This window comes from Secundilactobacillus pentosiphilus, from assembly GCF_002217985.1.
Taxonomy (GTDB): domain Bacteria; phylum Bacillota; class Bacilli; order Lactobacillales; family Lactobacillaceae; genus Secundilactobacillus; species Secundilactobacillus pentosiphilus.
Genome location: NZ_BCMI01000004.1, coordinates 31,966 through 57,575, shown reverse-complemented (window position 1 = coordinate 57,575; position 25,610 = coordinate 31,966). Strand labels below are relative to the sequence as shown.

General features: G+C 46.1%; 20 protein-coding genes and 1 riboswitch. Of the genes, 10 read left to right on the top strand and 10 right to left on the bottom strand.

Annotated features, from left to right (window positions below):
- The first annotated feature begins 148 nt into the window (after window positions 1-148).
- Both CES81_RS02925 and CES81_RS02920 read left to right on the top strand, forming a co-directional pair.
- Entirely contained in the window at window positions 149-772 is a 624-nt protein-coding gene (locus CES81_RS02925; RefSeq protein WP_089120608.1) for a LysM peptidoglycan-binding domain-containing protein, read from the top strand.
- Between the two features lie 151 nt (window positions 773-923).
- Window positions 924-1,340, top strand: a complete 417-nt coding sequence (locus CES81_RS02920; RefSeq protein ID WP_089120607.1) for an OsmC family protein — start codon at window positions 924-926, stop codon at window positions 1,338-1,340.
- A 74-nt stretch (window positions 1,341-1,414) separates the two neighbouring features.
- On the opposite strand, the gene CES81_RS02915 is transcribed toward CES81_RS02920, so the two are convergent.
- The 3 genes from CES81_RS02915 to tenA form a co-directional block, all read right to left on the bottom strand.
- Window positions 1,415-2,236 (bottom strand): HAD-IIB family hydrolase, encoded by an 822-nt coding sequence (locus CES81_RS02915; protein WP_145993317.1) that lies wholly within the window; start codon window positions 2,234-2,236, stop codon window positions 1,415-1,417.
- A gap of 108 nt (window positions 2,237-2,344) precedes the next feature.
- Window positions 2,345-2,821, bottom strand: coding sequence for a GNAT family N-acetyltransferase (locus tag CES81_RS02910; protein ID WP_089088628.1), 477 nt, complete (start codon window positions 2,819-2,821; stop codon window positions 2,345-2,347).
- Between the two features lie 62 nt (window positions 2,822-2,883).
- Window positions 2,884-3,555 carry a thiaminase II gene (gene tenA, locus CES81_RS02905; protein WP_089120605.1) on the bottom strand — a complete coding sequence of 224 codons (672 nt, stop codon included), beginning with the start codon at window positions 3,553-3,555 and terminating at the stop codon, window positions 2,884-2,886.
- A gap of 80 nt (window positions 3,556-3,635) precedes the next feature.
- Window positions 3,636-3,733, bottom strand: a riboswitch (TPP riboswitch).
- A 502-nt stretch (window positions 3,734-4,235) separates the two neighbouring features.
- On the opposite strand from tenA, the gene tkt reads away from it, so the two are divergent.
- The 4 genes from tkt to CES81_RS02885 all read left to right on the top strand — a co-directional run bounded on the left by tkt (window position 4,236) and on the right by CES81_RS02885 (window position 9,327).
- Window positions 4,236-6,245 carry a transketolase gene (gene tkt, locus CES81_RS02900; RefSeq protein WP_225356333.1) on the top strand — a complete coding sequence of 670 codons (2,010 nt, stop codon included), beginning with the start codon at window positions 4,236-4,238 and terminating at the stop codon, window positions 6,243-6,245.
- Between the two features lie 18 nt (window positions 6,246-6,263).
- Window positions 6,264-6,986 carry a transaldolase gene (locus CES81_RS02895; RefSeq protein ID WP_089120604.1) on the top strand — a complete coding sequence of 241 codons (723 nt, stop codon included), beginning with the start codon at window positions 6,264-6,266 and terminating at the stop codon, window positions 6,984-6,986.
- Between the two features lie 146 nt (window positions 6,987-7,132).
- Window positions 7,133-8,287, top strand: coding sequence for a glycerate kinase family protein (locus CES81_RS02890; protein ID WP_089120603.1), 1,155 nt, complete (start codon window positions 7,133-7,135; stop codon window positions 8,285-8,287).
- 134 nt (window positions 8,288-8,421) lie between these two features.
- Window positions 8,422-9,327, top strand: a complete 906-nt coding sequence (locus CES81_RS02885) for a metal ABC transporter solute-binding protein, Zn/Mn family (protein ID WP_089120602.1) — start codon at window positions 8,422-8,424, stop codon at window positions 9,325-9,327.
- 223 nt (window positions 9,328-9,550) lie between these two features.
- Here CES81_RS02885 and ptsP read toward each other — a convergent pair whose 3' ends face one another.
- From ptsP to CES81_RS02860, 5 genes are all read right to left on the bottom strand, one after another.
- On the bottom strand, window positions 9,551-11,281 hold the full coding sequence (gene ptsP, locus CES81_RS02880) for a phosphoenolpyruvate--protein phosphotransferase (protein WP_089120601.1): 1,731 nt from the start codon (window positions 11,279-11,281) through the stop codon (window positions 9,551-9,553).
- Window positions 11,282-11,355: 74 nt separating this feature from the next.
- Window positions 11,356-12,735: a PTS ascorbate transporter subunit IIC gene (ulaA, locus tag CES81_RS02875; RefSeq protein ID WP_089120600.1), complete on the bottom strand. Its 1,380-nt coding sequence runs from the start codon at window positions 12,733-12,735 to the stop codon at window positions 11,356-11,358.
- A 30-nt stretch (window positions 12,736-12,765) separates the two neighbouring features.
- Window positions 12,766-13,071, bottom strand: coding sequence for a PTS sugar transporter subunit IIB (locus CES81_RS02870; RefSeq protein WP_089120599.1), 306 nt, complete (start codon window positions 13,069-13,071; stop codon window positions 12,766-12,768).
- A 50-nt stretch (window positions 13,072-13,121) separates the two neighbouring features.
- Window positions 13,122-13,568 (bottom strand): PTS sugar transporter subunit IIA, encoded by a 447-nt coding sequence (locus tag CES81_RS02865; RefSeq protein ID WP_225356332.1) that lies wholly within the window; start codon window positions 13,566-13,568, stop codon window positions 13,122-13,124.
- A 161-nt stretch (window positions 13,569-13,729) separates the two neighbouring features.
- Window positions 13,730-14,902 (bottom strand): zinc-ribbon domain-containing protein, encoded by a 1,173-nt coding sequence (locus CES81_RS02860; RefSeq protein ID WP_089120598.1) that lies wholly within the window; start codon window positions 14,900-14,902, stop codon window positions 13,730-13,732.
- Window positions 14,903-15,123: 221 nt separating this feature from the next.
- Here CES81_RS02860 and CES81_RS02855 point away from each other — a divergent pair, with 221 nt between their 5' ends.
- Window positions 15,124-15,684 (top strand): TIGR01440 family protein, encoded by a 561-nt coding sequence (locus CES81_RS02855; RefSeq protein ID WP_089088637.1) that lies wholly within the window; start codon window positions 15,124-15,126, stop codon window positions 15,682-15,684.
- Window positions 15,685-15,790: 106 nt separating this feature from the next.
- On the opposite strand, the gene CES81_RS13450 is transcribed toward CES81_RS02855, so the two are convergent.
- A complete protein-coding gene (locus CES81_RS13450; RefSeq protein ID WP_179211643.1) occupies window positions 15,791-15,928 on the bottom strand; it encodes a hypothetical protein in 138 nt (45 codons plus the stop codon).
- A gap of 183 nt (window positions 15,929-16,111) precedes the next feature.
- Between CES81_RS13450 and CES81_RS02850 the strand changes: the two genes are divergently transcribed.
- From CES81_RS02850 to CES81_RS02840, 3 genes are read left to right on the top strand one after another with little or no spacing between them, the layout of a single operon-like run.
- On the top strand, window positions 16,112-17,845 hold the full coding sequence (locus tag CES81_RS02850) for an ABC transporter ATP-binding protein (RefSeq protein WP_089120597.1): 1,734 nt from the start codon (window positions 16,112-16,114) through the stop codon (window positions 17,843-17,845).
- Window positions 17,845-19,731, top strand: coding sequence for an ABC transporter ATP-binding protein (locus tag CES81_RS02845; RefSeq protein ID WP_089120596.1), 1,887 nt, complete (start codon window positions 17,845-17,847; stop codon window positions 19,729-19,731). The genes CES81_RS02850 and CES81_RS02845 overlap by 1 nt, the downstream gene beginning before the upstream one ends.
- A 12-nt stretch (window positions 19,732-19,743) precedes the next feature.
- Window positions 19,744-20,700, top strand: a complete 957-nt coding sequence (locus CES81_RS02840; protein ID WP_089120595.1) for an HlyD family secretion protein — start codon at window positions 19,744-19,746, stop codon at window positions 20,698-20,700.
- Between the two features lie 144 nt (window positions 20,701-20,844).
- Here CES81_RS02840 and CES81_RS02835 read toward each other — a convergent pair whose 3' ends face one another.
- On the bottom strand, window positions 20,845-25,578 hold the full coding sequence (locus CES81_RS02835) for a mucin-binding protein (RefSeq protein ID WP_089120594.1): 4,734 nt from the start codon (window positions 25,576-25,578) through the stop codon (window positions 20,845-20,847).
- Window positions 25,579-25,610 lie beyond the last annotated feature (32 nt).

Here is a 25,610-nt window from a genome sequence, read left to right as displayed (position 1 = left end):
ATTTAATGTAGTGAGTCTGTTACTGAAAACCTGATTTAGCATGTTATAGTATTACTCGTGGCGGAGATAAATAATGTTTATCTTATAGTCACATTAATTTAATTCCTATGCCCTAAGGCATAATATCGAAAGGTTGGTTATACATTTTATGTTACCAAAATCATTAGTTTCACGTAGTTTAGTCATGTTCGGCACTTTAATCGGACTCGGTTTTGCTACTATCTCTGCTTCCGCTAAAGAATATACTGTTAAATCAGGCGATAGCCTTTGGAGCATTGCAAAGAACAACGATACTACTACTAAGGCAGTTATCAATGCTAACTCCCTCAGTTCTGCTAAGGCTGTTATTTTACCAAACCAAAAGTTAACGATTCCTGCCGGTGCAAAGGCAGATAAGAGTCCTAGAATTAAGCCGTTAACGGAAAGTTCTTCAAACAGCAGCACCAAGACCAATAAGTCTAAACAAACAACAACTAAAACCGCTACTAGCGGCTGGACAACCATGGTTGCGACGGCTTACGATCCAGAAGTCGCTGCCGGTGGCCAAGGAACTTCAATTCCTACTGGCACTGGTGTTGCTGCTGCTTTAAGCCGTTACCCTAAAGGTACTCAACTTGAAATCAAGTTCCAAGACGGTCATACCGAAAACCGGGTTGTGAACGATACTGGTACGTTTGCTTACAGCAATCCGAACCAGTTAGATATTTCTATGACTAACTCAGAAGCAATGCAGTTTGGCCGTCAATCGATCCAAGTACGTGTGGTTGGCTAAACTTCATTAAATACAGAATAATCAAAAACGGGCTTTCCTGCTTAGGGGAGCCCGTTTTCTAATGGCCAGGTATAGCCAAAGTCTTGCCAGCAGCGCTTGGCGTTACGCCTGTGCTACAATGAGGTCAAATAATATCGGGAGGTCCTTTTAAATGGGAAAATATATCGTACATTCAACCTTAAGACCAGCTGGTGATCAAGTCATGAATCAAACTGGCGGGCACACCTACCTAGCTGACGAGCCGTTAGTGGCCAAGGGCACTGATGCCGCCCCTAATCCCGTCCAATACCTGCTCGGCGCTGTGGGCAGCTGTATGAGCGTGACGGCACGTGAAATTGAAAATTCGCGGGAAAACTTAACCGTTAAGAAGTTTAAAGTCGACGTTTCTGGTGAAACAACTTCCCTTGACGACGGCAGTTCCAAAGTAACTCACATTGATATTAAAGTCACTGCAGAAACCAATCTGACGCCGGCAGATCACCAAGCTTTCTTAAACGAAGTGGTTAAGAAATGCACCGTTCACGAATCTTTAGTAGGTGCCATTCCAATGGCTATTTCTTTTGAATAGCATTCAAAAAAGCAGTTTGCTCACTAGTCAAAATGACGGGTGAGCAAACTGCTTTTATTATTTGTACTATAGTACTATAAAGCCATCTTCAAAGTTTCCAAAACACCATTATGGTTATTATCGAGTTGCGTAACATGGCTGGCTGCCTGACGGATTTTATCCCCCGCATTTTTCATGGCAAAACTGTTTGGGGTCATGGTCAGCATACTTAAATCATTTTCGTTATCCCCAAAAGTCATCAGTTCATCATCGGCAATTTGGTAGTGATCCTGTAAAATTCGGATACCGGAACGCTTCGTTGCGTTGGCTGATCCCACCAAATCCGTGTTAAAGCCGGAGGTCTCATTGGTCAACTTATCCGGTAAAACCTTCGCCAGTTTGGCTGAGGCCCGGTCGAAGTTAATTCCGGGCGTGAAACTAATCGCGAGCTTAGTAAATTGATCCTTTACCTTTTTGGCCGCAATGGTGGCTAAATTATCAACGCTGATCACGGGCCGATAATAATACTTCACAATTTTGAGCACTTCCGGATCCATATCGCGGTTAACGTAAGTGCCATGCAGTCCGGAAACAACTTCTTGATTGATCAACCCAGGTTTAAACGTTTGCCGCAACAACTGAATCACATTGTGAACCTCTTCGTCGCTGATGGCTTCGATATGCTGAAGCTGGTTGCCACTATGAACGATCGCACCGTTTTGTGAAATGTAGTCCATCTGATCAGCCACCTCTGCAAATTCGTGCCGTAACCGCTGATACTGCGAACCGCTGGCAGCAACAAAACGGATATGGCGGGTTTTCATCTGCTTAAAAAGCGACAAAAACATTGCCTTATCGTACTGGCGCTTATCATTTAAAAAAGTACCATCCATATCAACCGCTACCATCTTGATCATTCGATTACCCCGCTTCTGATAGTTTTCATACTTCCCATAATAACGGAAAATGAAACGGACTGCACGAAATCTTCCAACTCCTGGCAAATTTTTAACCTTTTTTCACGATTAAAGCGGCTTTAAATACCACGTGTCACAGGCACCGTGTTCAGATTGTGAAAGTGGCTGGGTCAACTGTTTAAAGCCAACCCGATCATACAGCTGATTAGCCGCCGTCATCGAAGCAAAGGTTTCCAAATAAAGGGACTGATAGTGGGCTTTCGCGTATGAAAAACACACTGGCAGCAGTTTGGTTGCCACCCCGTGACGCCGATAATTCGGATCAACGTAGAGTTTCTGCAACTCACCAATGCCCTGTTCCGGTGCAATTGGTCCTACCCCGCAGCCGCCAACAATTTGGTCAGCGGCTGTCACTGCCACGAAGTACTTAGCAGCAGCCGTCTGCTGATACCATTCGCTTAAATGATCAACGAATGGATCAAAGTAAGCCGTCCCCGGCAAGTTCAAATGCAGCTGTTCTAAAGACACCCGCAGAATTTTCGCCATTTGCCCATCATCTGCTGGTTTAATTTCTCGAATCTTCATATGTAGTCATCTTCCCTTATGTTTGCTTAGCATTATACCAGATTAAAGGAAGATGAGAAAATTTAAGCGGTTACTTGCCACTTTTGCTGATCCAACGCCATTTGCCAAAAGGCTAGTTCATAGGCACTGCTGCGAACAAACGCGGTTTTCATTTTACCTTTAAGCGCAGCATCAGCTTGATCAGCAGACTGATTCGTCAGCGTAATCATTTGATCCACACTATCGGTGTAGTCATCACTGTCGTAAGTTTCGATCCAGCGCTGATACAGCTTTACCGGTGATCCCTGCGCAACTAAGTGCTGGCCGATCTGGTTGTAAAGCCAATAGCATGGCAGCAACCCAGCAATGGCCTGCTGAGGCGTCCCCCGATAAAGTTCCGCATACATGTGGTTAACGTAGTTATAGGCCGTGGGGGCAATCGGCGTACTGGCAACTTCGTCCGGTGTGATTCCCAACTGTTCAAAGAAGCCCTCACGAACAGCAATTTCACCGTCCTTTAACCCTTGTGCGCCGTCGAGTAAAAATTGTTTGCCGTGGGCATCGTCAACCTGCTCAGCAATCAATTCGTGTAATTTACCAAATTCACTCAAGTAATAACGGTCCTGAATGAGATAGTAACGAAACACGTCTTTTGGCAGAGTGCCCGCCTGTAATTCATGAATAAAGGGGTGTTCAAAACTTTTCTGCCAAAATGGCGCAGCTGCTTGGTGGATCTGATCAGTAAAAGTTGTCAAAGTATTTTCCTCCTTGAAGCGACGAAAATTGCCGAATTAAAAAAGCCGGCCAGAGAAACCCCGGTCGGCAGTTTGATCGCAAAAATACACGTTAACTTTCCTTCGCGAGGGTTGGCTCACAGGTTCAAAGGGTTCGGCTCAACGACCGTCTCAGCAATTTGCGCCCCTAGTTAATATGCACTGAGTATAGCATGTTTTTCCATGTACCCGCCAAAAAAAGGCAAAATTCCTTTTTTAATCCGACAACTCATGGTACTACTAATTAAACTTTTCAAATAATTTCTTTAATGTTCTTTTAATAATTACTGATAAGCTGAAATTTTCATGAAAGCAGCAGACAATCTTCCCAGATTTCAGTCTGACTTTCCCAATGTAACTTGCTTTCATGAAAAATAAGCTTATTAGACTTCCCAATCAAATTAATTCAACCTATTTCCTTGAATTAACGCGTCAATGAAAACTATTTCTAATTTTCGCTTAATGCCCTGAGATTTTCATAAACACCATAATCATTGATTTGAATAATGAAAGAGGCCTGTTTTAACGGGCTTTCAATTAAATTGGTTTTGATGAAAATCCCAGTGAAATTGTTAGATATTTCAACTATACCATTCAGTACTTCTAAGTTGACATATCCCGACAGGTATCTTATATTTCTTAGGCATAGGAGCGTGATTAACTTGCAAAATAATAACCTAGACCAAAGATCAATCAATGCCTTGCGTTTTCTGAGTGTTGATATGATTGAAAAGGCCAATTCTGGCCATCCTGGATTACCCCTTGGTGTCGCACCAATGGCGTATACCCTATGGACTAAACATTTAAATATTAACCCGACTGACCAGCACTGGATCAATCGCGACCGGTTCATTCTATCCGCCGGTCACGGTTCATCTCTGCTGTACAGTTTATTACACCTTTCAGGCTTTAACCTGACGATCGACGACTTAAAACAATTTCGTCAACTCAATAGTAAAACACCGGGCCACCCCGAGTATGGTGTGACTGACGGCGTTGAAGCCACCACTGGTCCCCTCGGCCAAGGCTTAGGCATGGCTGTTGGTATGGCCATGGCTGAAACCCACCTGGCTGCTCAGTACAACAAGCCCGGCTTTAAAATTATGGATCACTATACCTACGCCATTGCTGGTGACGGTGATTTAATGGAAGGTATTTCCCACGAAGCTGCTAGCCTTGCCGGACACCTCAAGCTGGGTAAGCTCATTGTTTTATATGACGATAATAGTGTTTCTCTTGATGGGCCAACCGACATGGCGTTCACCGATGATACACCGAAACGCTTTGAAGCTTATCACTGGCAAGTTCTGCACGTTGCCAATGGCAATGATCCGGCAGAAATCAGTGCGGCAATCGACGCTGCCAAGCAAAACACTGATCAGCCGACTTTGATCGACGTGAAGACCGTGATCGGCTTTGGTGCGCCAAATGCTGGTACTAACGGCGTCCACGGCAAACCGCTTGGCGATAACATGGCCGCCACCCGGCAAAAGCTCGGCTGGGAATACACGCCATTTGACATTCCTGATGATGTTCGCCAAAACTTCGACGCTAACGTTAAACAAAGAGGCATCGCCGAAGAAGAAGAATGGCAGAAACAATTTGACCGCTATTTAGACCAATACCCGAAACTGGCCGCTCAACTGTTAAAGAGTTTTAAACCCGTTTCACTAGATTTGAAGGTTCCTGCAAGCCACGTTGGCGAATCGGAATCAGGTCGTAATACCAGTCAGCGAATCATCACCGCTATTTCCGAGCAGTTACCTAGTTTCTGGGGCGGCAGTGCTGATTTGTTCTCCTCAAACAAAACTAACGTCAAGACCGCTGAGGCTTATGAACCTAATGATCCGTTAGGTAAAAATGTCTGGTTCGGCGTCCGTGAATTTGCGGAAGCCGCAGCCGTTAACGGCATGACATTACACGGCGGTATTCACGCGTACGCTAGTACCTTCTTTGTCTTCTCAGACTACATGCGGCCAGCCATTCGGCTAGCGGCCATTCAAAAGATTCCGGCTACTTTCGTCTTCACTCATGATTCAATTGCCGTTGGTGAAGACGGGCCGACCCACGAACCCATCGAACAGTTAATGAGTTTTCATGCAATGCCAAACGTCAACGTGATCCGGCCAGCAGATATCAACGAGGCAATTGCGGCCTGGAAAATTGCGCTGGCTGCTTCTCAAACACCAACGATGCTGGTCCTCACCCGGCAAAACTTGCCGACCCTGCCAGAAACCGATCAGTTAGCTGATCAGGGCGTGCGCCGCGGCGGATACGTTCTTTCACCTGCCAAAAACGCGACACCGGAAGGCATTTTAATTGCCACCGGGTCGGAAGTTCAATTAGCGCTTGCCGCGCAGGAGCAGCTACGTGAGGCTGGTCATGACGTATCAGTCGTCTCACTGCCGTCATTTGAACTGTTTGACGCGCAGCCTGAAGCATACCGTGAACAAGTACTGCCAAGCAATGTAACCCGCCGAGTTGCCATTGAAATGGGCACTTCTTACGGTTGGGAACACTACGTTGGCCTGCAAGGTAAAACAATTGGCATCGATAACCACTACGGCGAATCTGGTCAACCGAATGCCATCATGAAGCAATTCGGCTTTACCGCTGATAACGTAGCGGCCACTTATTTAAAAACGTGCAGTAAAAAACCTGCCAAAGCTTAACTTTGAGGAGAATATAACATGACGAATTTAACCTTTAAAACTAAAATTTATTCCGACGGTGCTGATCTGGAAGACATGAAGGCCATTAATCAAAACGACTTCGTGACCGGATTTACAACCAATCCAAGCTTATTAAAAAAAGCTGGCGTGACCGATTACCTCACCTTCGCTAAAGAGGCCGTTGCGACTTTCCCTGACGAAGCCATTTCGTTTGAAGTCTTCAGTAACGATTACGACACCATGCTCAAAGAAGCAAAGCTGCTGTCTGACCTTGGTCCCCACGTTTACGTTAAGATTCCCATTCGGACCACAGCGGGCGAACCCACAACCGATTTGATCCACGACCTGACAGCTGAAGGTGTGCAAGTTAACGTCACCGCAATTGCCACCGTTGGCCAAGTTAAGGAAAGCATCGATGCCATCGTACCGGGCACGCCAAGTATCGTGTCGATCTTCGTTGGGCGCGTTGCTGACGCCGGCCTTGATCCAATACCGTTTGTTAAAGAGAGCGTCGAATTAACTAACACCCGTAACGACGTTGAACTGCTGTGGGCAAGTACCCGTGAAGTTTACAGCATTATGCAAGCCGAACAGTACGGGGTTGACATCATCACCGTGCCGCCGACCATTATTGATAAATTAGTTGCTAAGGCTGGTCAAACTGGTGACGATATCACCATGAATACCGTCAAAGGCTTCGCGGCGGATATCAAAGCTACTGGTCTAAAGATTCTAGGTTAATCAGTTTCATAATGGCTCATTATAAACCCGCCTGCTTATCAGTCATGACTGATAAGCAGGCGGGTTTATTTTTTCATGGTCTTAACAGCTCAAGCAGGGACGCCTATAATAGTTGGTTACACGTACCCCTTTTAGGAGGAATGAAAATGAAATTTGTAATCGCACCCGATTCTTTCAAGGGCGGCATGACTGCCAAAGAAGCGGCAGAAGCCATGCATACCGGGCTTAAGAAAATTTTCCCAGAAGCTGTTTACGAAACCGTGCCCATGGCCGATGGCGGTGAAGGTACCGTTCAATCACTAGTGGACGCCACTGACGGCCGCCTGGTGACCAAACGGGTAACGGGGCCGTTAAGCACGCCCGTTCAGGCCCAGTACGGCCTTCTGGGTAACCAGCAAACAGCTGTGATCGAGATGGCTTCCGCCAGCGGCATCCAGTTCGTGAACGACCAGACGCACGACCCGCTGGTCACCACGACCTACGGCACTGGCGAACTGATGCTTGACGCCATGTCTCAGGGCGTCGAAACGATCATCTTAGGCATCGGCGGCAGTGCCACTAACGATGGCGGCGCCGGTATGGCACAGGCGTTAGGCGTCAAATTAATCGATGAAAAGGACCATGAATTAGGTTTTGGCGGCGGTCAGCTTGGTCAATTAGACCGGATCGATACCTCACAGATCGATCCCGCCGTAGCCAATACCAAGGTCATGATTGCTTCCGATGTCACTAATCCACTGGTAGGCCCCAACGGTGCATCCGCCGTCTTCGGCCCCCAAAAAGGCGCGACTCCCGAAATGGTCGAAACCTTAGACGCTAATCTGCAGCATTACGCCGACGTGATCAAGCGCGACTTGCACCTGGATTTAGCTAACCGTGCTGGCGCTGGCGCCGCGGGCGGACTGGGTGCCGGCCTGCTGGCTTTCACTCACTCGCAAATGCAAAGGGGCATTGATATTGTCGTTGAATACTCCCACTTAAAGCAACGGGCAAAAGGAGCTGACTTCGTCTTTACCGGAGAAGGCGGCATTGACTTTCAAACTAAATTTGGCAAGACGCCCTATGGTGTTGCTCAGGCAACTAAGTCGGTCGCGCCCAACGCACCGGTCATCGTTTTGGCCGGTAACGTTGGCAAGGGAATCGACAGTCTTTATGATGAAGATGCAATTGACGCGATTTTTCCCATTGTGCCAGGTGTCACCACGCTGGATCAAGCCATTGCTGATGGCCCTCAAAATCTGTCCCGTCTAGCAGAAAACGTCGGTCGACTGATTCGCAGTACCGCCTTTAATAGAAAGTAATCCTACGTCTACCCGTGTATGAGCGACTTTTACCGACACCTATTTCAGAGTTTCATACCATCTCTGGTTGCGTTGTGGTATTCTATATTAATAGTAACTATTATCATTTAACTTTAGGAGGCTGCCTGTTTATTATGTTAAAGCGCTACTTTCGACCACTCAGCACTTTGCTCGCACTGGCGTCCATCGCGCTTCTGCTAGTGGGCTGTACGTCAAAAACAACCGCACCACACCATTCTCGCAAAATCAACGTTGTCGCGTCACTGGACTTCTATGGCGAAACTGCTAAAGCCGTGCTTGGGAACAAAGGCACAGTCACCTCGATCATTGATAAGCCCAGCATGGAACCCCACGAATACGAACCAACGACAAAAACAGCCAAGCAAGTCAGTAATGCTGATGTACTCATTTATAACGGTCTTGGCTACGATACCTGGATGAACCGGCTATCGGCAGACAATACTGGCACCACCAAGATCGAGGTCGCTCAAGGCATTATGCACAAACGTAACGGTGACAACGAGCATATCTGGTACAGCATGAAAACAATGCCTAAATTAGCCAATGAACTCGCCAACCAGTTTGCTAAGCGCCAGCCCGCAAATAAGGCTTACTTTAAGCGCAATGCCAAGCGCTACATTCAGTCATTAAAGCCATTAGATCAAAAAATTACTCAGCTTCGTCAAAATAGTCATCACGACCGGGTCAACGTCAGCGAACCAGTCTTTGATTATTCGTTAACTGAGATGGGCTATCGCCAAAACAACAATCATTACGCGCAAGCCGTTCAAAATGATACCGATCCCTCACCCAAAGATATCAAACAGATGCAGGCAGATATCCGTCACCATAAGATTGCGTTTTTCGTGGTCAATACCCAAGAAATCAGCAAAATGACAACTAATTTGCTGACCCTTGCCAAAAGCAGCGGCGTTCCCATTGTCCGGGTCACTGAATCGCAGCCAGCCAATACGAACTATAAAGATTGGATGATGCACCAGTTTAATGAAGTCCAACGAATTCAAGAGAAGACACGGTAACTCAGTCAAGGAAGTGGTTGTGATATCAATTTATATTGATAAGTATTTCAATTAGTTCTTGATTGAAATTAGCTAACCGTTTTCTTTAGCTCAATGTGTCGACATAGCCTAATCGTGCTCCCAAGCTCAGATTCCGGCCATTTAACCTAAATAGTGCCTGTCCCGACAAAGTTCGCCGGAACAGGCACTATTTAGGTTAAATTCTGGAATCTACCGAGCCTTGTCACACACTCTTACCAAGAAATTCCTTAACCATCTTTTGCGTATCATCATTGGTTAAAGCCGTATTTAAAACGTGTTCAACCAGTTCGGCACACTTAGTGGTATCCAGCGATTTCATCGTACTGCGGGTTCTCAGAACCGAACTGGAACTCATTGAGTATTCGTCCAGGCCCATCCCCATCAATAACGGTAACGCTACCGCGTCGCCGGCCATTTCACCGCACATGGCAGCCGTCTTGCCTTCCTGATGGGCAGCGTCAATGACGTGCTTGATCAGCTTCAGCAGCCCTGGATTGTAAGGCTGGTAGAGATAGGAAACACATTCATTGCCGCGGTCAGCCGCAAACGTATACTGAATTAAATCGTTAGTCCCAATACTGAAGAAATCAACTTCTTTGGCAAAGGCTTCAGCAAAGATCGCGGCAGCTGGGACTTCAACCATAATGCCCAGTTTGATATCATCACCGATCCCCGGGTCATCAACCTGCAGCTTTTTCTTTTCGTCTATAAAAATCGCCTTGCACTGTCTAAATTCTTCCAGCGTTGCAATCATGGGAAACATGATGCGTAACTGGCCAAACTTGGACGCGCGGATCAGCGCCCGCAATTGTGTGCGAAAAACGGCTTGCCGTTGCAACGAAATGCGAATGGCCCGGTAACCCAAAAACGGGTTTAACTCTTTAGGCAGATGAAGGTAACTTAGGGACTTATCGCCACCAATATCCATCGTTCGGATGACCACTGGTTTCCCGTTCATGACCTTCACGACGCGTTTGTACGCTTTATACTGTTCTTCTTCAGTCGGCAGGCTGCTGCTGTCCATGTACAGAAATTCGGAGCGGAACAGTCCCACCGCATCGGCACCCGCTTTAGACACATCCGCCAGATCTGTCGGCGTCCCAATATTCGAAGCAATCTCAAACTTCTTACCATCTGCCGACACGGACGGTGCGCTAACCAGTTTTGCCCATTCCTGGCGTAACTGTTCAAAATGCTGAGCTTGCTGCTGGTAATCCTGCACTTCCGTTTCAGTGGGGTTGCTAATCGCCACACCGCTTAATCCGTCTAAAATAAGCGTGTCATCGTGCTTAATCTTTTGAGTCGCATCACCAGTCCCGACTACGGCAGGGATTTCAAGCGTCCGGGACATAATGGCTGAATGACTAGTTCGGCCGCCCAGGTCGGTCACGATGCCTTTGATATACTTCTTGTTCATTTGAGAGGTATCGGAAGGCGTCACTTCATGGGCAACTAAGATCACCGGTTTGTTGACGCCCGCTAAGTCCGGCAGCTTTTTACCTAACAAGTGGCTCAATACCCGCTTGGTGATGTCCCTCACATCGGCTGCCCGTTCCTGCATGTACCGGTTTTCCTTCATCGCTTCTAAGGTATTGATAAATCGGTCCGTAACGTCTTTTAGCCCCTGTTCAGCATTCATTTTTTGCGTTTTGATCAGCTGTTCGATTTGCTTGATCATTTCCGGATCGGTCAACAGTTCAATATGCACATCAAAAATCGCCAGGACTTCTGGATCTAATTGGCCTTCTGCCCGGGCCTTAATCACCTTTAAATCATCAACCGAGGTATCAAGTGCCTGATGCAAACGGTCAATTTCAGCATCCGGATCAGTAATCGTCACCCTTCTAAAGCTTAAATCAGGTGTGACCAACAGATATGCCTTCGCAATACCAATACCATCACTAGCTGCAATTCCCTTAATTTTTATCGACAAATTAGCTACCTCTATTCCTCAAAATCACCGATTAGACCTATTCTTCAGTACAGTTTTTACATTGTAATCGTCATTTAATTGCCGTTACCATCCGCGTTTTGCTTTAAACGCTTTCTAACGGTCACAACGTGGCTGGCAATTAAAACGCAGATGACGAACACGAGGATCCCGGTAATGATTCCAGCCTGGCCAAAACTGCCCAGGTTACCTAACAAAATTCCCGGAATTAAGTAATCAGTGTCGGCAAAAGTAGACGCTGACAACTTCAGTGTACCAAGAACTGGCAGTATGAACAGCGGCAGCCAGCTGACCAGCAAGCTATTGACCGCAGCGCCAATAACGGCCCCGCGACGACCACCGGTTGAATTACCATAGATCCCGGCAGCAGCACCGCAGAAGAAGTGGCCCACAACCCCCGGAATGATCACGGTCGTTCCAAGTGCAATCATCACAAACATCGAAATCGTCCCAACAATGAAACTCACAAAAAAGCCTAGTAACACAGCGTTAGGTGCATATGGGAAAATAATAGGGACATCCAAAGCAGGTTTCGAATCGGGAACCAGCTTCTGAGCGATCCCTTGAAAAGCCGGCACGATTTCAGCTAAGATCATCCGAACCCCTTGTAAAACAACGACGAAGCCGGCGGCAAACGTCCCCGCTTGAACTAGCGCATAGATAATGTAGTTGGCGCCGTTACTCAAATTTCTTTCGACAAATCCAGGACCGGCAATAATGGCTAACGCAATGTAAACAACACCCATCAATAAAGTGATTGAAACGGTCGAGTCGCGTAGAAACCCGAGGCTCTTTGGAATTGTCAGATCTTCCGTACTCTTTTGGGGATTACCGAACCACTTACCCATTAAACCAGCCGTGGCGTACCCAATGTTACCCGTGTGCCCCATGGCCACTTCATCACCGCCAGTGATCCGCCGCATAAACGGTTGCGTTAGTGCTGGCGTGACCGTTAGTAAAGTCCCTTCAAAAACACCGCCCAAAAGAATGGTGGTTAAGCCAGTCCCCAAACGCGCACTCACTAAAATAACGGCCGTCATACAGGACATATAAAGCATGGCCTGACCCGTTAGAAAAATGTACTTAAACGCCGTCAGCCTCGCCAACAGAACGTTTACAGCCATACCCACGAGCATAATCAAAGCGGTGGTACTGCCATACTTGACCAGCGCCATCGCTACCACTGCTTCATTACTCGGAACGACCCCTTGTACGTGCAAAGCAAATTTAAACATTTTGGCAAACGGCAGCAGTGAATTGCTTAAAATACCGGCACCACCTGTCAGGACTAAGAAACCGGCAAACGTTTTAATGGTTCCCTGAATAACTTCAGTTGCTTTCTTTCGTTGAAGAAAAAGGCCGAGCATCGCAATCAGTGCAACCAAAATAGCCGGTTGAGAAGCAATACTGACAAATAAATTTAAGATAGCTTTCATAGTACGATTCCTTCCATTAAAATAGGCAGATTACTCAGCCGTGTAGGCAATGCCTTCCTTATCGAGAATTTCATTCACGTGTTGCTTAGTTTCTTCCTTATCGATCAAGGACTTTAAGGGCACGACCCGGTCTTTCGGTAGGCTGCTGACTGTCCCAGCCAACGTGGATTCCACAAAGAAGTAATCAGCAGCGTCGGGGGTAGCGCTGCCAACATCAGAGTGATCAACTTGAATATCACTGGTATCTACGTTTTCTGCTTTTAAAATGGCTTGGATATTCATTTGCACCATAAAACTAGTCCCTAAACCGCTTTGACAAACTGCAAGAATCTTCATTATTTTTCCTCCTAATGTATCGACAACTAACAACATCGTTCTACCCAAAATTACGCTTCAAGGTCTTGCAAAATCGTTAACAGCTCATCAACTGAAACCGCTGCTAACATCCTTTCAACAGCGTTTTTATCAGTTAAGAGCCCCATCAATTGCTGGATCACGCTGAGGTGGCTTTGACTATCCGTGGCGGTTAAAACAAACCATAGCTTGACTGGATGTTCGGCATCAACAAAGGGCACAGCAGCATTCGTTTTTAAAAGTGACAGGCCAATACCATGAACTGAATTATCAGGCCGCGCATGGGCTAAAACAATCTGGGGACCGATGTTCATATAGGGCCCCTTTTCGTTAACAATGCTAATCATCGACTCAACGTAAGCCGGTTCGATGATTTTCATATTCACCAACGGTTGAGCAGCCATCGTAATGGCCTTTTGCCAATTCAAATTTGAACCGTCTGCGACTTGTAATGTTTGTGCATTCAATAAATCAAGCAACTTCCCCACCCCCTGTCTTCACCGCTAACGTGTTTTCTGACTCGATTATATAAGCTAAGGAATTAATTCACAAGTAAAATCACAAACGATGACAAAAAGGTGCCGAGGCAATTGCTTCAGCACCCTAGTTGTCTAATGAAATTTTTCAATAACGCCTTCGCTTAGTCATCTGCGTGCCAATGAATCTTTAACTGACACTGGACGAGCTGACCGTGTTCGTAACGATACGGTTCAACATCGGTTTTACCATCATCATGGTCATACTTGATGTTCCAATAATTTCCCTTGTGGTAAACGACTTCCCAGTTCCCGCTTAAGTCATTATCATTGGTATCCTCGCCTTCGTAAGTCCCATCATCACTAAACTCCCAGGTCCCAACGTTACTGCGCCAATCACCGATTAAAATGTCGTCATCCGTGTTGTCGTTTCGCAGTGAGGTATCGTAGGAATAGTCCGTTGAACCATCGCTGTCATTACTGCTGTCACTGGACTGATCACTGCTCTTATTTGGTGTTACAGGTGCCGGTGCAGCGGTCGTCTGGGGTGCCTTAGCCTTCAAACTGACCGTATTATCCAACTGTTTATAAACGTCTATGGAAGGCAGTAACTTGGTGACGCTTTGACTGCTGCCGGAAACGTTCCCCGCAATCTGCAGATTATAGCGTCCTGGGAAGAGATTATCCACCGTGTAGCCGCCGCTGACCGGCTTGGCCGACAGCGAATCCCCAGTCCCCGTCACAGTGGCATCCTTGACGTTGGTTTTGATGGTCAAATGAAAGTCCTTAGCTCGCAGCGCATAGCGGGTAAATAGGAAATAATGCCCGTCCTTAACCATTTCAAACGGTGCCTGACTGCTGTCCATCGTCTTAACTGCTAACTTGATCGAATCCCTGGCATCGGCATCACTTTCATAGAGATTCTGCAGGGGTTTAACGGCATCATCGTCGACCTTCTGACCGTCATCGTCTAACACGGCTGCCGCAATATCATCGTCATCCGTTGAAGTGACCGCGGTTGCCAGCCGGTTCGCCTGGTTGCTCTTACTGTAATACCAAGAACCGCCAATAAAACAAACCACCAGTAAGAAAACGAACCCGCCCAAAATCCACGGCCACCGTCGCCGATGCTTTCGTCCCGTCGTCCGTTTGGTTTTAGCAGCTGCCGTCAGTCGTGCAGAATTTTCTGAGGCTTCCGCAGGCTGAACCGATGCTGTTTTAGGCTGTGTTTGTTTTGCCCGAAAAGCTTTCAGATCAAAGCCGCACTTACCGCAAAATTCATCCGTTGCGGCCACTTCGGCACCGCAATTCGGACAGTACTTAAGTTCCTCTGCCATTTCATGATCCCCCCAAGAATTATCTTATTATTAAGAATAAATTATTCATAACAATAATGTACCATACATTGAAGCCCAGCGACCGGCAAAATGCCCGAATTTACTTTTTGACTACCCCGACCTGATTAGTCATTTCTGAGGCCTGCTAATTGTAATTCACTTCCTATGAGGGTATGATAAATAAGTACTTTACATACGAATGAAAGGAGTATGAAACGATCATGACTTCAGAAGATATTAAGACCTCATTGACAACTGCTCTTAATGAATACTTTGATCAAGCAACCTTGCCAGAAAACGGCTTGTTTGTTCTTGGTTTTAGTTCCAGCGAGGTATTAGGTTCATGGATGGGACAAAATTCGAGTCAAGAGGTTGGCGATACGGTGATCAACACGTTACTGCCAATTCTAAAAGATCACCATGTCGACTTAGCTGTTCAAGGCTGTCAGCACATTAACCGGGCGCTTTTACTGGAACGGGAAGTTGCTGTTCGCCGCGGCTATGAAATTGTCTCCGTGGTACCCCAGCTTCACGCCGGCGGTGCTGGTCAAGTAGCTGCTTACAAGGCTTTCAAAGATCCCGTTGAAGTTGAACGGATCGTGGCCGATGGCGGCATGGATATTGGCGACACGCAAATCGGTATGCACGTCCGTTGGGTTCAGATCCCGGTTAAAACCTCCGTTAAGGAAATCGGTTCTGCCCACACCACTTTTCTAACATCACGACCAAAACTGATTGGCGGCCCACGCGCAATTTACGAAATGCCAGCTGATCAACGATAATAAAAACGCTTCTAACATCAATAAAGCTTAAAGCGGATATCCCAATAGGATACCCGCTTTAAGCTTTATTTAAGGTTAAAATTAAATATGCGATATGGTACTTTAGCTACTTTTGGTGCACCTGATAACTCACCTGATAGGATTCAATGCCGTGCGCCTCAAAAGCCGTTTCTAAAATATGAGCAAACTCGTTGATATCAACGGATTGAGGCAAATGAATCACCACGTTATTTTCATCTGACATTATCGGCCACCCCCGCGTTTAAGTTACTCCCATTATACGAACATACGTTCCTAATTGCAACTTAAAATGACAGCCAGCTAACATCTCCCCAAAAGCAAACTTTTTTGCGTGATTTTGGGTCAAATTGGTGTACAATTATTCGTTGCACGTACTTGTTTTGCACATACGAAAGGAGATTATGCAATGCTCAAAATTGCCAAGGGTCGTGTCTCCTATCTTGCCGTTTTCGGTGCGATTATATTCATGACCATTCAGGTTATCGCTAACCTGAACCTGCCAAGTTTAACCTCAGATATCGTTAACAACGGGGTTGCAACAGGCAATATCAGTTACATTTGGAAAGTCGGTATGAAGATGGTCGGGTTCTCATTGCTTAGCATTGTGGCCGCTGTCTGTAACGTTTTTTTGGCTTCGACAACCTCACAAAAGCTCGGGCAAAACCTGCGCAGTGACATTTACCGAAAAGTCATGAACTTTTCTACCGATGAATACGATCAAATTGAAACTTCATCATTAATTACCCGGACCACTAACGACGTGGTTCAAATTCAAAACGTGGCTATCATGATGTTAAGAATGATGATCATGGCTCCCATCATGTTAGTTGGTGCCAGCTTTTTAGCCTATAGTAAAAACCACACCTTAACCTTGGTTTTCTTAGTTTCACTGCCATTATTAGCTATTTTTATGGGGATCATGCTAAAGTTTGCCATGCCCATGTTTCAAGCGATGCAAACGAAAACCGACCGGATCAACCGTATCTTCCGTGAAGGTTTAACGGGTGTGCGGGTCATTCGGGCCTTTCGACAAGACCAGTTTGAACAGGACCGTTTCGAAGATGCCAACGTTGACTACACGCAAAACGCCATTAACGTCAACACCCTGCTGGCACTGGCCTTTCCCGTTATGACCTTGATCATGAGCGGGACAAACGTCGCCATTATCCTGTTTGGTGCTCGCTTAATTGGTAATCAAGCCATGCAAGTTGGTAATTTAATTGCCTTCATGACTTATGCCATGCAAATTTTAATGAGCTTTATGATGCTGTCAATGGTACTGATTTTTGTTCCGCGTGCCCAGGCTTCTGCTAAACGAATTCAACAGGTCTTTGACTTGAAGTCCACAATGAAGGTTGCAGACAAGCCTAAGGACCTCCCAGTTGAAGCACAGCATACCTTAACGTTTGACCACGTTTCTTACCGTTATCTGAACGCTGAAAAGCCTGCCTTGACTGACATTGATTTTAGCGCCAAGAGTGGCCAAACGGTGGCTATTATTGGCGGTACCGGCTCCGGAAAAACGACGTTAATTAATTTAATTCCGCGTTTTTACGACATTGAAAAAGGGCAAATTAAAATCGATGGTCTCGACACCACCGAGATTGCACCGGAAAAACTTCGGGATGCCGTTTCATTAGTACCGCAAAAAGCCACCTTATTTACCGGTACCCTACGTGAAAACATGACGTACGGAAAACTGGATGCTACCGACGATGAAATCTGGCACGCCTTGGAAATTGCCCGTGCCCGTCAATTCGTTGAAGAAGATCCCGATGGCCTTGACATGTACGTTGAACAAGGCGGCGGTAACTTCTCCGGCGGTCAACGACAACGATTAGCCATTGCCCGTGCTCTAGTCAAGCAAGCTGCCATCTACGTCTTTGATGACTCCTTTTCAGCGCTGGACTTTAAGACCGATGCTGATCTGCGAGCCGAGTTACGTCAGGATGAACATATTCAAAAGAGCATCACCGTCATCGTCGCGCAACGAATTGCGACTGTGGCCGATGCCGATTTGATCCTCGTTCTCGATAACGGTCAGTTAGTCGGTAAGGGTACCCACGACGAACTTCGTCAGACAAATGAAGTTTACCAAGAAATCATCAAGTCACAAATCAGAGAGGGGGACGCTGAATAATGGCTGATTCTAAATCAAAACGACCTACCCGTCCGACGCACGTTGGCGGTGGCGGTCATCATGGTCCAGGAGGTCTCGTTGAAAAGCCGAAGAACTTTTGGGGAACGACTCGCCGGTTAATGAGCTACATGGCCGACCGGATCTTTGGCCTGATCTTAGTCCTGATCTTTGCGATTACCAGTGTCATCTTTCAGATTCGGACCCCTAAAATTTTAGGGCAAGCCACTACGGAGATCTTTAAGGGTGTCATGAAGGGGCAGTCCCAGCAAAAGGCCGGCTTCAACCTCACTCACCTCCCCATTAACTACGACAAAATTATTCACATTATTATCATTGTGGGGCTGATGTACCTCGCTTCAGCCGTTTTCAGCTTCCTGCAGCAATGGATCATGACTTTAATTTCTCAAAGGACGGTCTATAAACTCCGGCGAAGGATGAAGGAAAAGATGCGGGTCGTCCCGATTCACTACTATGACACCCATAGCAACGGAGATATCATGAGCCGGGCGGTCAACGATATGGATAACATCGCCAACACCCTGCAACAAAGCCTGACGCAAGCGGTCACATCAACGGTGACTTTCATTGGGACCCTTTGGATGATGCTGACCATTAGCTGGAAATTAACGCTGATCGCGCTGATCACCATTCCGCTAAGCTTGGTCATTGTCGGCATTGTGGCACCCAAGTCGCAGAAGTTCTTTGCCAGCCAGCAAAAGAGTCTGGGCCTGATGAACGACCAAGTCGAGGAAAACTACTCTGGCCAGCAAGTTTTGAAGAGTTTTAACAAGGAAAAAGACACCATTGCTTCCTTTGAAAAGCAAAACACCGTCTACTACCAGTCCGCTTGGAAAGCCCAATTTATTTCTGGTGTGATCATGCCTTTGATGATGTTCTTAAACAACATTGGCTACGTGTTTGTTGCCATTATCGGTGGGATTTCAGTTGCTAACGGTAACATTACCCTTGGGAACGTCCAGGCCTTCCTGCAATATACCAATCAATTCTCACAGCCAATTTCACAACTGGCTAACTTGATGAACACCATCCAATCCACCATTGCTTCAGCAGAACGGGTCTTCAACGTTCTGGATCAAGAAGAAATGAAGGATACTTCAACTGACACACCAGTTAAGCAAACCGACAATTTATTGGAAATGGATCACGTTCAATTTGGCTATGACAACGAAGACTTGCTGATGAAAGACTACAGCCTGACCGTCAAGCCAGGACAGCAAGTCGCCATTGTTGGACCGACTGGTGCTGGTAAAACGACCATCATTAACCTGTTGGAACGCTTTTACGACGTTAAGGGCGGTGCCATCCTGTTAAATGGCAAGGATACCCGAAACATGGATCGTGAAGATTTGCGTTCACACTTTGCCATGGTACTGCAGGATACTTGGCTCTTCACCGGCAGTATTTTCGATAACATTAAGTACGGTCGCGAAGACGCCACCAATGAACAAGTTATCAACGCCGCCAAAGCAGCTCACGTGGACGAATTCGTCCGTAAGTTGCCGAACGGTTACGACACGATCTTAAACGAAGATGCTTCTAACATCTCTCAAGGACAGCGGCAGTTAGTCACCATTGCCAGAGCCTTTGTTGCTGATCCGGAAATCCTCATTTTGGATGAAGCCACCAGTTCCGTCGATACCCGGACCGAAGTCCAGATCCAGCACGCCATGAGCCGGCTGCTTAAGGGCCGGACGAGTTTCGTTGTAGCTCACCGACTGTCCACGATTCAAAACGCTGATAACATCATTGTGATGAATCACGGTTCAATCGTTGAAACGGGCACCCACGAAGGCCTGCTCAAGAAGGGCGGCTTCTACGCGGATCTGTATAACAGTCAATTTACCGAAGGCATCTCATACAGTTAGGAGGACGTAAAGATGAAAAAAATCAGTTTGATCGTATCTGCCGCCCTTCTCAGCATGGTGCTAGCAGGCTGCGGCAAGGTATCGTTATCCGTTGCCCATAAAAGTTATGCCCCCAGCGGCATGACTGCCGTTATTAAGGGCCACAGTAACCAAAAGGCAGTGCGGTACCGCATTAATAATGGTGCTCAGAAGACCCAGCCAGTAAACGATGGCGGTTACGCCATTACCTTGCCGGCTAAGCCATACCAGCAAACCGTCAAGCTCACTGCTGGCGGTCGCAACGCTTCAACGGTGATCAAAAGAAGCCCGGCAATCATGAGCTATAGTAAGTTCACCGCAGCCTACAACCAAGCTTGGCTGGGCACCGCCCTCTCTAAGAAGGATCAGGCAACGGCCATGCAATTGCAAAAGCAGGGCGCTCAAATACAGCAAAAAGCAGCTAAGTTAAAGGCTGATTCCAAGGCAGCTCAAGCTAAGTTAAAAGCTGGCGACACCTCCGCACAGGCGACTTTAGCTTCATTAGCCGAACAGGGTACGAAACTGCGGACCCAAGGTGCTAAGCTGAAACAGGCGCAGGCAGCTTTGGTTCCGGCTTTAGCCAAGGCCAAGAAACAAGTTGCCGATGACACGATTACCGCCAAGGCACGGACCGGCGTTTACAACTTGAAAAAGACTTCGACCGCGACCGTTCGCGGGAACGTTGATGATGGGCAGCTTATCGGGGCTACCTTGATGGTCCCCACTTCATCACTAAAGTCCAAAAAAGCTGCCAGAACTTTCATGACCGAATTAGCCGTCTTAACGGGCAGTGTCGGTGCCAATACCAAAACCGTGTTAAAGGGCTTTGAAAATAAAGCTAACAAGCAAAATAGCAGTCAAACAACGACCAGTACCATTCGTTCCAATGGCATTGATTTTGACCTGGGCTATTCGAAGACGACACTTTATATCTACGTGACTCATCATTAGATCAACACGCTATCTACTTAAAAAGGGAGTGATCCGATATTGGATGACTCCTTTTTAGATTGTCCATTGGAAACAAAAATAGTGCTGATGATCAACTCATCAACACTATTTTCGTTAACGCTAAAGCTTGACGTGAAACACTCATTACTTCTCGTCTTCACGCTTCTTCTTAGTAATACCTAACATGCTCAACATACTCATGAGGCTGAGGCCAATCATTGTCCAAACGCTGGCACTTTGTTCGTTGGTTTGCGGCAACGTTGCTGCCTTGCTTTTAGCGGTATTTGAACTAGCAACATTTGAGTTTGCACTATTAATACTTGCTGTCTGCTGTGCTTGACCAGCTTCTCCACGACTGCTTTGACGAGTTAGTCCAGTTGAAGCACCGCTAATTCGACTAACCGTATTGTCATCAGTCGTATTGTTACCAGAGTGATTACCGCTGGTGACTGTATTGTTATCAGTATCTGTCTTTTGGCTATTATCAGAAGGCTCGTCAGTAAGCTGATTGGTTGGCTCACCAGTATCTTCGTCGGTTGAACCACCATCGGGAACATCCGTTGCTGGCCCAACATTATCGGGTTCCGCTACCAAAACCGTAATTGGTTTTTGAGGATCTTGACCATTAGGAATTGTAACGTGCCCATCATTATTGACTAAAACATATCCGTTTGGCACTTTGTCAGTGACATCAAATATGTTGCCGGGGTTACCTACCACAGTCTTCGTACCAACTACGGTACCGCTTGTTGTAACAATGTTAATCGTGTACTGGTTGGCACTAGGCACGTTACCGGTTGGGACCTCACCTTTCGTCCAAACCTGAACGCCGTCAGTATCTTGACCAGCGGGAGTTGTGACTGTTACGTTAATCGGCGTCTTCGGGTCTTGCTTTGGTGGCACAGTAACAATAATTTGGTCGTTGCCAGGCGTTGGTACGTAACCCTTTGGAATATTCGGTGTTACATTGAAGTTGTTGCCAGGATTACCGGTAACCGTGGTATGACCGACCACGTCACCACCCGGAGTAACAAAATCAATTGGATACGTGTTAGCGGATGGGGTGTCGGTTGGTAGCGCCGTCTTAAACCAAGTTTGAATGCCGTCATTGGGTTGTCCAGCCGGGGTAGTAATGTTAACTACGAACGGGGTCTTGGGATCGTAACCCTTAGGCACGGTAATGTTGGTATCCGTCTTGCCGGGGGTTAGAACATAGCCGGTTGGAATATCGGTCTTGAAGTTGTAAATATTACCGTCATTTCCAGCAAAACCGGTCTTTTTAACGACTGAACCGTCGGGGGTAACGAAATTAATCGTGTATTGCTTAGCACTAGGAACATTATCCGTTGGAACTTTATTAAGCTCAACTCCACGGATGTGACTTAATACCACAACGTAAAGTGGTGTCTTGCCAATGGTCGTAAAGGTCTTGGTAACATTAGCCAAACCATTGCTGTTACCAGGTTTTAAGGTAAAGCCTTGATTTAGAATTGCTTGTTGTTTGGTAAAGGCGTCCTTCAAATCAACCTTACCATTAGTAACACCGGTTAAAGTAACGTCACCTAAATCAGTATTGTTTTCATCAACAAATTGAACCTTGATGGATTGCGGGTTAGCAGTATAAGTGATATTCGTGCTAGTACCACGTTGTGCTGGTGGATTAGCGTGACCGTCAGTGCCGACAGTAGTTCCATCCGGTACTGGGGTATTAATCTTAGTAGTTGAGCCCTGCGGTGTGTAACCGGGAACATTGGGTACATCCACATCAGTACCTGGTTTGCCACTAACTGTAGTTGGCGTGGTATTTGGAATTGGATTACCGTCTTTATCTACTGGAGTCATCGTTAAGTTAGCTTCTGCATTTTCAACCTTATTCAAAACTACGGTATAAGTTGGTGTTTTACCATAATCAGTAAAGGTCTTTGGAACGCTGACTAAACCGTTATTATTGCCTTTGGCTGGTGTATAACCAGTATTGATTAAGGCTTGTTCAGCCGTGATCGCGGGCTTCAAGTCAATGTTGCCGTTCGTGACCCCGGTCAAAGGCGTTGGGTCACCCAGCTTGTTGCCATCATTATCAACGAATTGAATATTGATTGATTGAGGATCAGCCGTATAAGTTAAGGTAACATCCTTAGCATTATCAGGAGTATCTGTAGGCATTGGATTTTCGTCAGCTACCATACCGGACTTATAAGTGTAACCGGAAATAGTTGGGGCAGTTTGAGCTGGATAGTAACCAATTGGATTAAAAATATCAACATCTTTGTTAGTTACGAGATCTTTTGGTGCGGTCCAAGTAAGGTCTTGAACTGAATCTGGTTTGATAGTATTGCCGTTCCCATCAACATAGTGAATGGTTCTCGTGGTCGTTTTACTATCAGCCCCTAGTGCGTCAGCCAAATAAATCTTTTCAACTTGGGTAGTCTTAGCATCTGTATCAAAGTCCTTAGCAAAGCCATCCGTTAATTCTTCAATAGTTTGCTTATTAGGATCAAATTGAATTGTGTAATTTTTAGGCACTAACTTTAAAATAGCCGCATTATCATAGGTGATTGTCTTATTAGAAAGCCCAGTGGTCGTCCAAGTATTAGCAACATTACCATTAGGATAAATCAATTCAACTTTCATCGTCTGCGTAGCAACTTTATAGATCACGGTAATCATGACGTTGTCACTATTAGGGGTAACGGTCTGCGCGGTTGTCTGACTTAAATCATTAGCCGGGTCATTGGTTGTGGCAACGTAATAGCCGTCAACTGTTGGATCAGGAACTGCTTTAAAACTGGCACTGTCACCCTTAGTGAAACCAGTAATGGTACCATCATTATTAACGATTAAAGTAGCGGGCACCTTATCAGTCGTATAATAAACCACAGTACTTTGATCAACTGGATTAGTAACCGTTACGAAGGTGATTGGATTAGCTGCTTTAAATCCTGGCGCAACTTCAATACCATTGCTATCCTCATAACCAATCGATTCGGTTACAGTCTTGGTAACTGCGGCACTGTAAGCAATAACGACGGGAATCACGGCATTGTCAGTGTCATCAGCCGTTAATTTACCGGTGTAAGTTAAAGAACTATCGCTAGCTTTAGTAATTGAAGCCGGTAACGTTTTAGTAGTATCTAATTTATAACCAGCCGGAATTGTAATCGCAGTACCAGTAGTTGGCGCGGCTCCAACGTTACCATTCATTGTCAGATTGTCAGTAGCTGGTAATGCTTGACCAGTCGTTGAGTTCTTAAAGCTGACCATTGCACTGGCTGTAGCAACTTGATAGTTTAATTTAATCGAATTAGTACCACCAGCTGTTAAAGTAATAAACTGCGGCGTGGTAAATGTATAGCCTGGAACTTCTGGGACTGCGTAAGCAACGGAAACTGGTGTATTATTGCCGTCTACCGTTGGTTTAGGATCGTTGCCGTTATAAAAGGCAATGGTTTGACCTGGCGTGCCCACAATGTTTGGTTGAGCCACGGTAGTATTGCTAGTAATGTCCAACTTAGCATCTGCTGGGGTATATTTGTAGTCGTTAATAGCAGCAACGTAATGTGCTTTAGAAGCCGCAGTTGAACCAGTAATGCCCAAAATGTAGTTTTGCTTAGTGCGGGCATCGTTAATGTCGGTAGTAAAGCTCTTTAGAATATTACCATCGGTATCTTCAACATTGGTGGTTAACTTTTTAGTTGCCGCATCATAATTGACATCAAAAACGTAACTAATGCTACCGGAAGTTCTCGCATAACCAGGAACTCCCTTACCGGTATCATAAACCTCACTGGTTGGCGTTCCCGTATCTGACGTTGATTGATAAATTTGCCATTCGTTTGTCTTGCCATTCACCGGAGCTTTACTTCCAGCATCGGTAGAAACATTATAACTAATTGTCCCGGTATTAGCATCTGAGTAAACGGTGCTATTAGCCGGGTTTTGAACTAACCCTAGATTACTGCCAGCAGCACCTTTTGCTGTCAAAGCTTCAGTAGTAGAAACTGGCTGGAAGGAAACAGACATACCATCGCCACCGAGCTGTGGTGCAGGATTGTTAGGATGAAGCATAGTCGGATCCCAATCAGCACTGACGGTCGTCTTTAAACTAAAATTACTGCTAAAATCAACCGCGCTATTGGCAACCACAATGCCACTTTCAACATAATTATCATCAGCTGGGTTGGTTAGCTGATAAGTATCGCCGTTAGATACAGTAGGCATTACCGGATTTGTAGGGTGCAAAATACTATTAGAACCACCAGTTGTAAAATGACCTTGGACGTCTTGACCAGTTAAATCAACTTGAGTGGCCCCACCGGTCTTAGTTGGGTCAGTAGAAGCATTACCCTTAGCATCAGTGGTATTAACGACAATTTGACCCTGAGTCTCAGTTGGATCTACGGCCGTCTTAAACCGTGGTGTTTGAGCCGTGGTTTGTGAAGTACCTTTACTATTTGTTGCGAGGTTAGTTGAGACTTGCTTGCCAGTTGTCGTCTCACTAGGTTTAACCGGCTCAGCAACTTGGTCACTAGTTTGTGAATTATTCGTAGTGGCTTTATTGCTACCCTCTTCTGGACTAGCTTTTACATCATGAGTAGCAGCTGTAGTACCAGCTGTTTTTGTAGTACCACTAATAGCAACGCTCTTCTGCTGAGTTAATGATTGTCCAGAATTAGTCTCGCTTGCTGTCGGTTCAGCCGTTGTAACTTCCGCTTGTGCATCTTGACTCTCTCCAAAGAAAATGCCCGCGCCAAATGAAACTGTAAAAAGGCCTGCAAAAATCCATAGTTTTCCAACCTTGTACATCTTATAGTGTTCCTTAACTTGCGTACAATCCCGCAATACGCGATTGTGCTGTCTTGTCATCACTTTTTTCGACATATTATTGCCCCCCCATAATTAAAAACCTAATT

Excerpts from the sequence above, each read along its gene's own strand:
- CES81_RS13450 (WP_179211643.1), bottom strand. The coding sequence starts at position 15,928 with ATGTCAGATGAAAATAACGTGGTGATTCATTTGCCTCAATCCGTTGAT.
- CES81_RS02840 (WP_089120595.1), top strand. The coding sequence starts at position 19,744 with ATGAAAAAAATCAGTTTGATCGTATCTGCCGCCCTTCTCAGCATGGTG.
- CES81_RS02870 (WP_089120599.1), bottom strand. The coding sequence starts at position 13,071 with ATGAAGATTCTTGCAGTTTGTCAAAGCGGTTTAGGGACTAGTTTTATG.
- CES81_RS02860 (WP_089120598.1), bottom strand. The coding sequence starts at position 14,902 with ATGGCAGAGGAACTTAAGTACTGTCCGAATTGCGGTGCCGAAGTGGCC.
- CES81_RS02925 (WP_089120608.1), top strand. The coding sequence starts at position 149 with ATGTTACCAAAATCATTAGTTTCACGTAGTTTAGTCATGTTCGGCACT.
- CES81_RS02835 (WP_089120594.1), bottom strand. The coding sequence starts at position 25,578 with ATGTCGAAAAAAGTGATGACAAGACAGCACAATCGCGTATTGCGGGAT.
- CES81_RS02920 (WP_089120607.1), top strand. The coding sequence starts at position 924 with ATGGGAAAATATATCGTACATTCAACCTTAAGACCAGCTGGTGATCAA.
- ulaA (WP_089120600.1), bottom strand. The coding sequence starts at position 12,735 with ATGAAAGCTATCTTAAATTTATTTGTCAGTATTGCTTCTCAACCGGCT.
- CES81_RS02895 (WP_089120604.1), top strand. The coding sequence starts at position 6,264 with ATGACGAATTTAACCTTTAAAACTAAAATTTATTCCGACGGTGCTGAT.
- CES81_RS02885 (WP_089120602.1), top strand. The coding sequence starts at position 8,422 with ATGTTAAAGCGCTACTTTCGACCACTCAGCACTTTGCTCGCACTGGCG.
- CES81_RS02910 (WP_089088628.1), bottom strand. The coding sequence starts at position 2,821 with ATGAAGATTCGAGAAATTAAACCAGCAGATGATGGGCAAATGGCGAAA.
- CES81_RS02845 (WP_089120596.1), top strand. The coding sequence starts at position 17,845 with ATGGCTGATTCTAAATCAAAACGACCTACCCGTCCGACGCACGTTGGC.
- CES81_RS02850 (WP_089120597.1), top strand. The coding sequence starts at position 16,112 with ATGCTCAAAATTGCCAAGGGTCGTGTCTCCTATCTTGCCGTTTTCGGT.
- CES81_RS02855 (WP_089088637.1), top strand. The coding sequence starts at position 15,124 with ATGACTTCAGAAGATATTAAGACCTCATTGACAACTGCTCTTAATGAA.
- CES81_RS02915 (WP_145993317.1), bottom strand. The coding sequence starts at position 2,236 with ATGATCAAGATGGTAGCGGTTGATATGGATGGTACTTTTTTAAATGAT.
- CES81_RS02890 (WP_089120603.1), top strand. The coding sequence starts at position 7,133 with ATGAAATTTGTAATCGCACCCGATTCTTTCAAGGGCGGCATGACTGCC.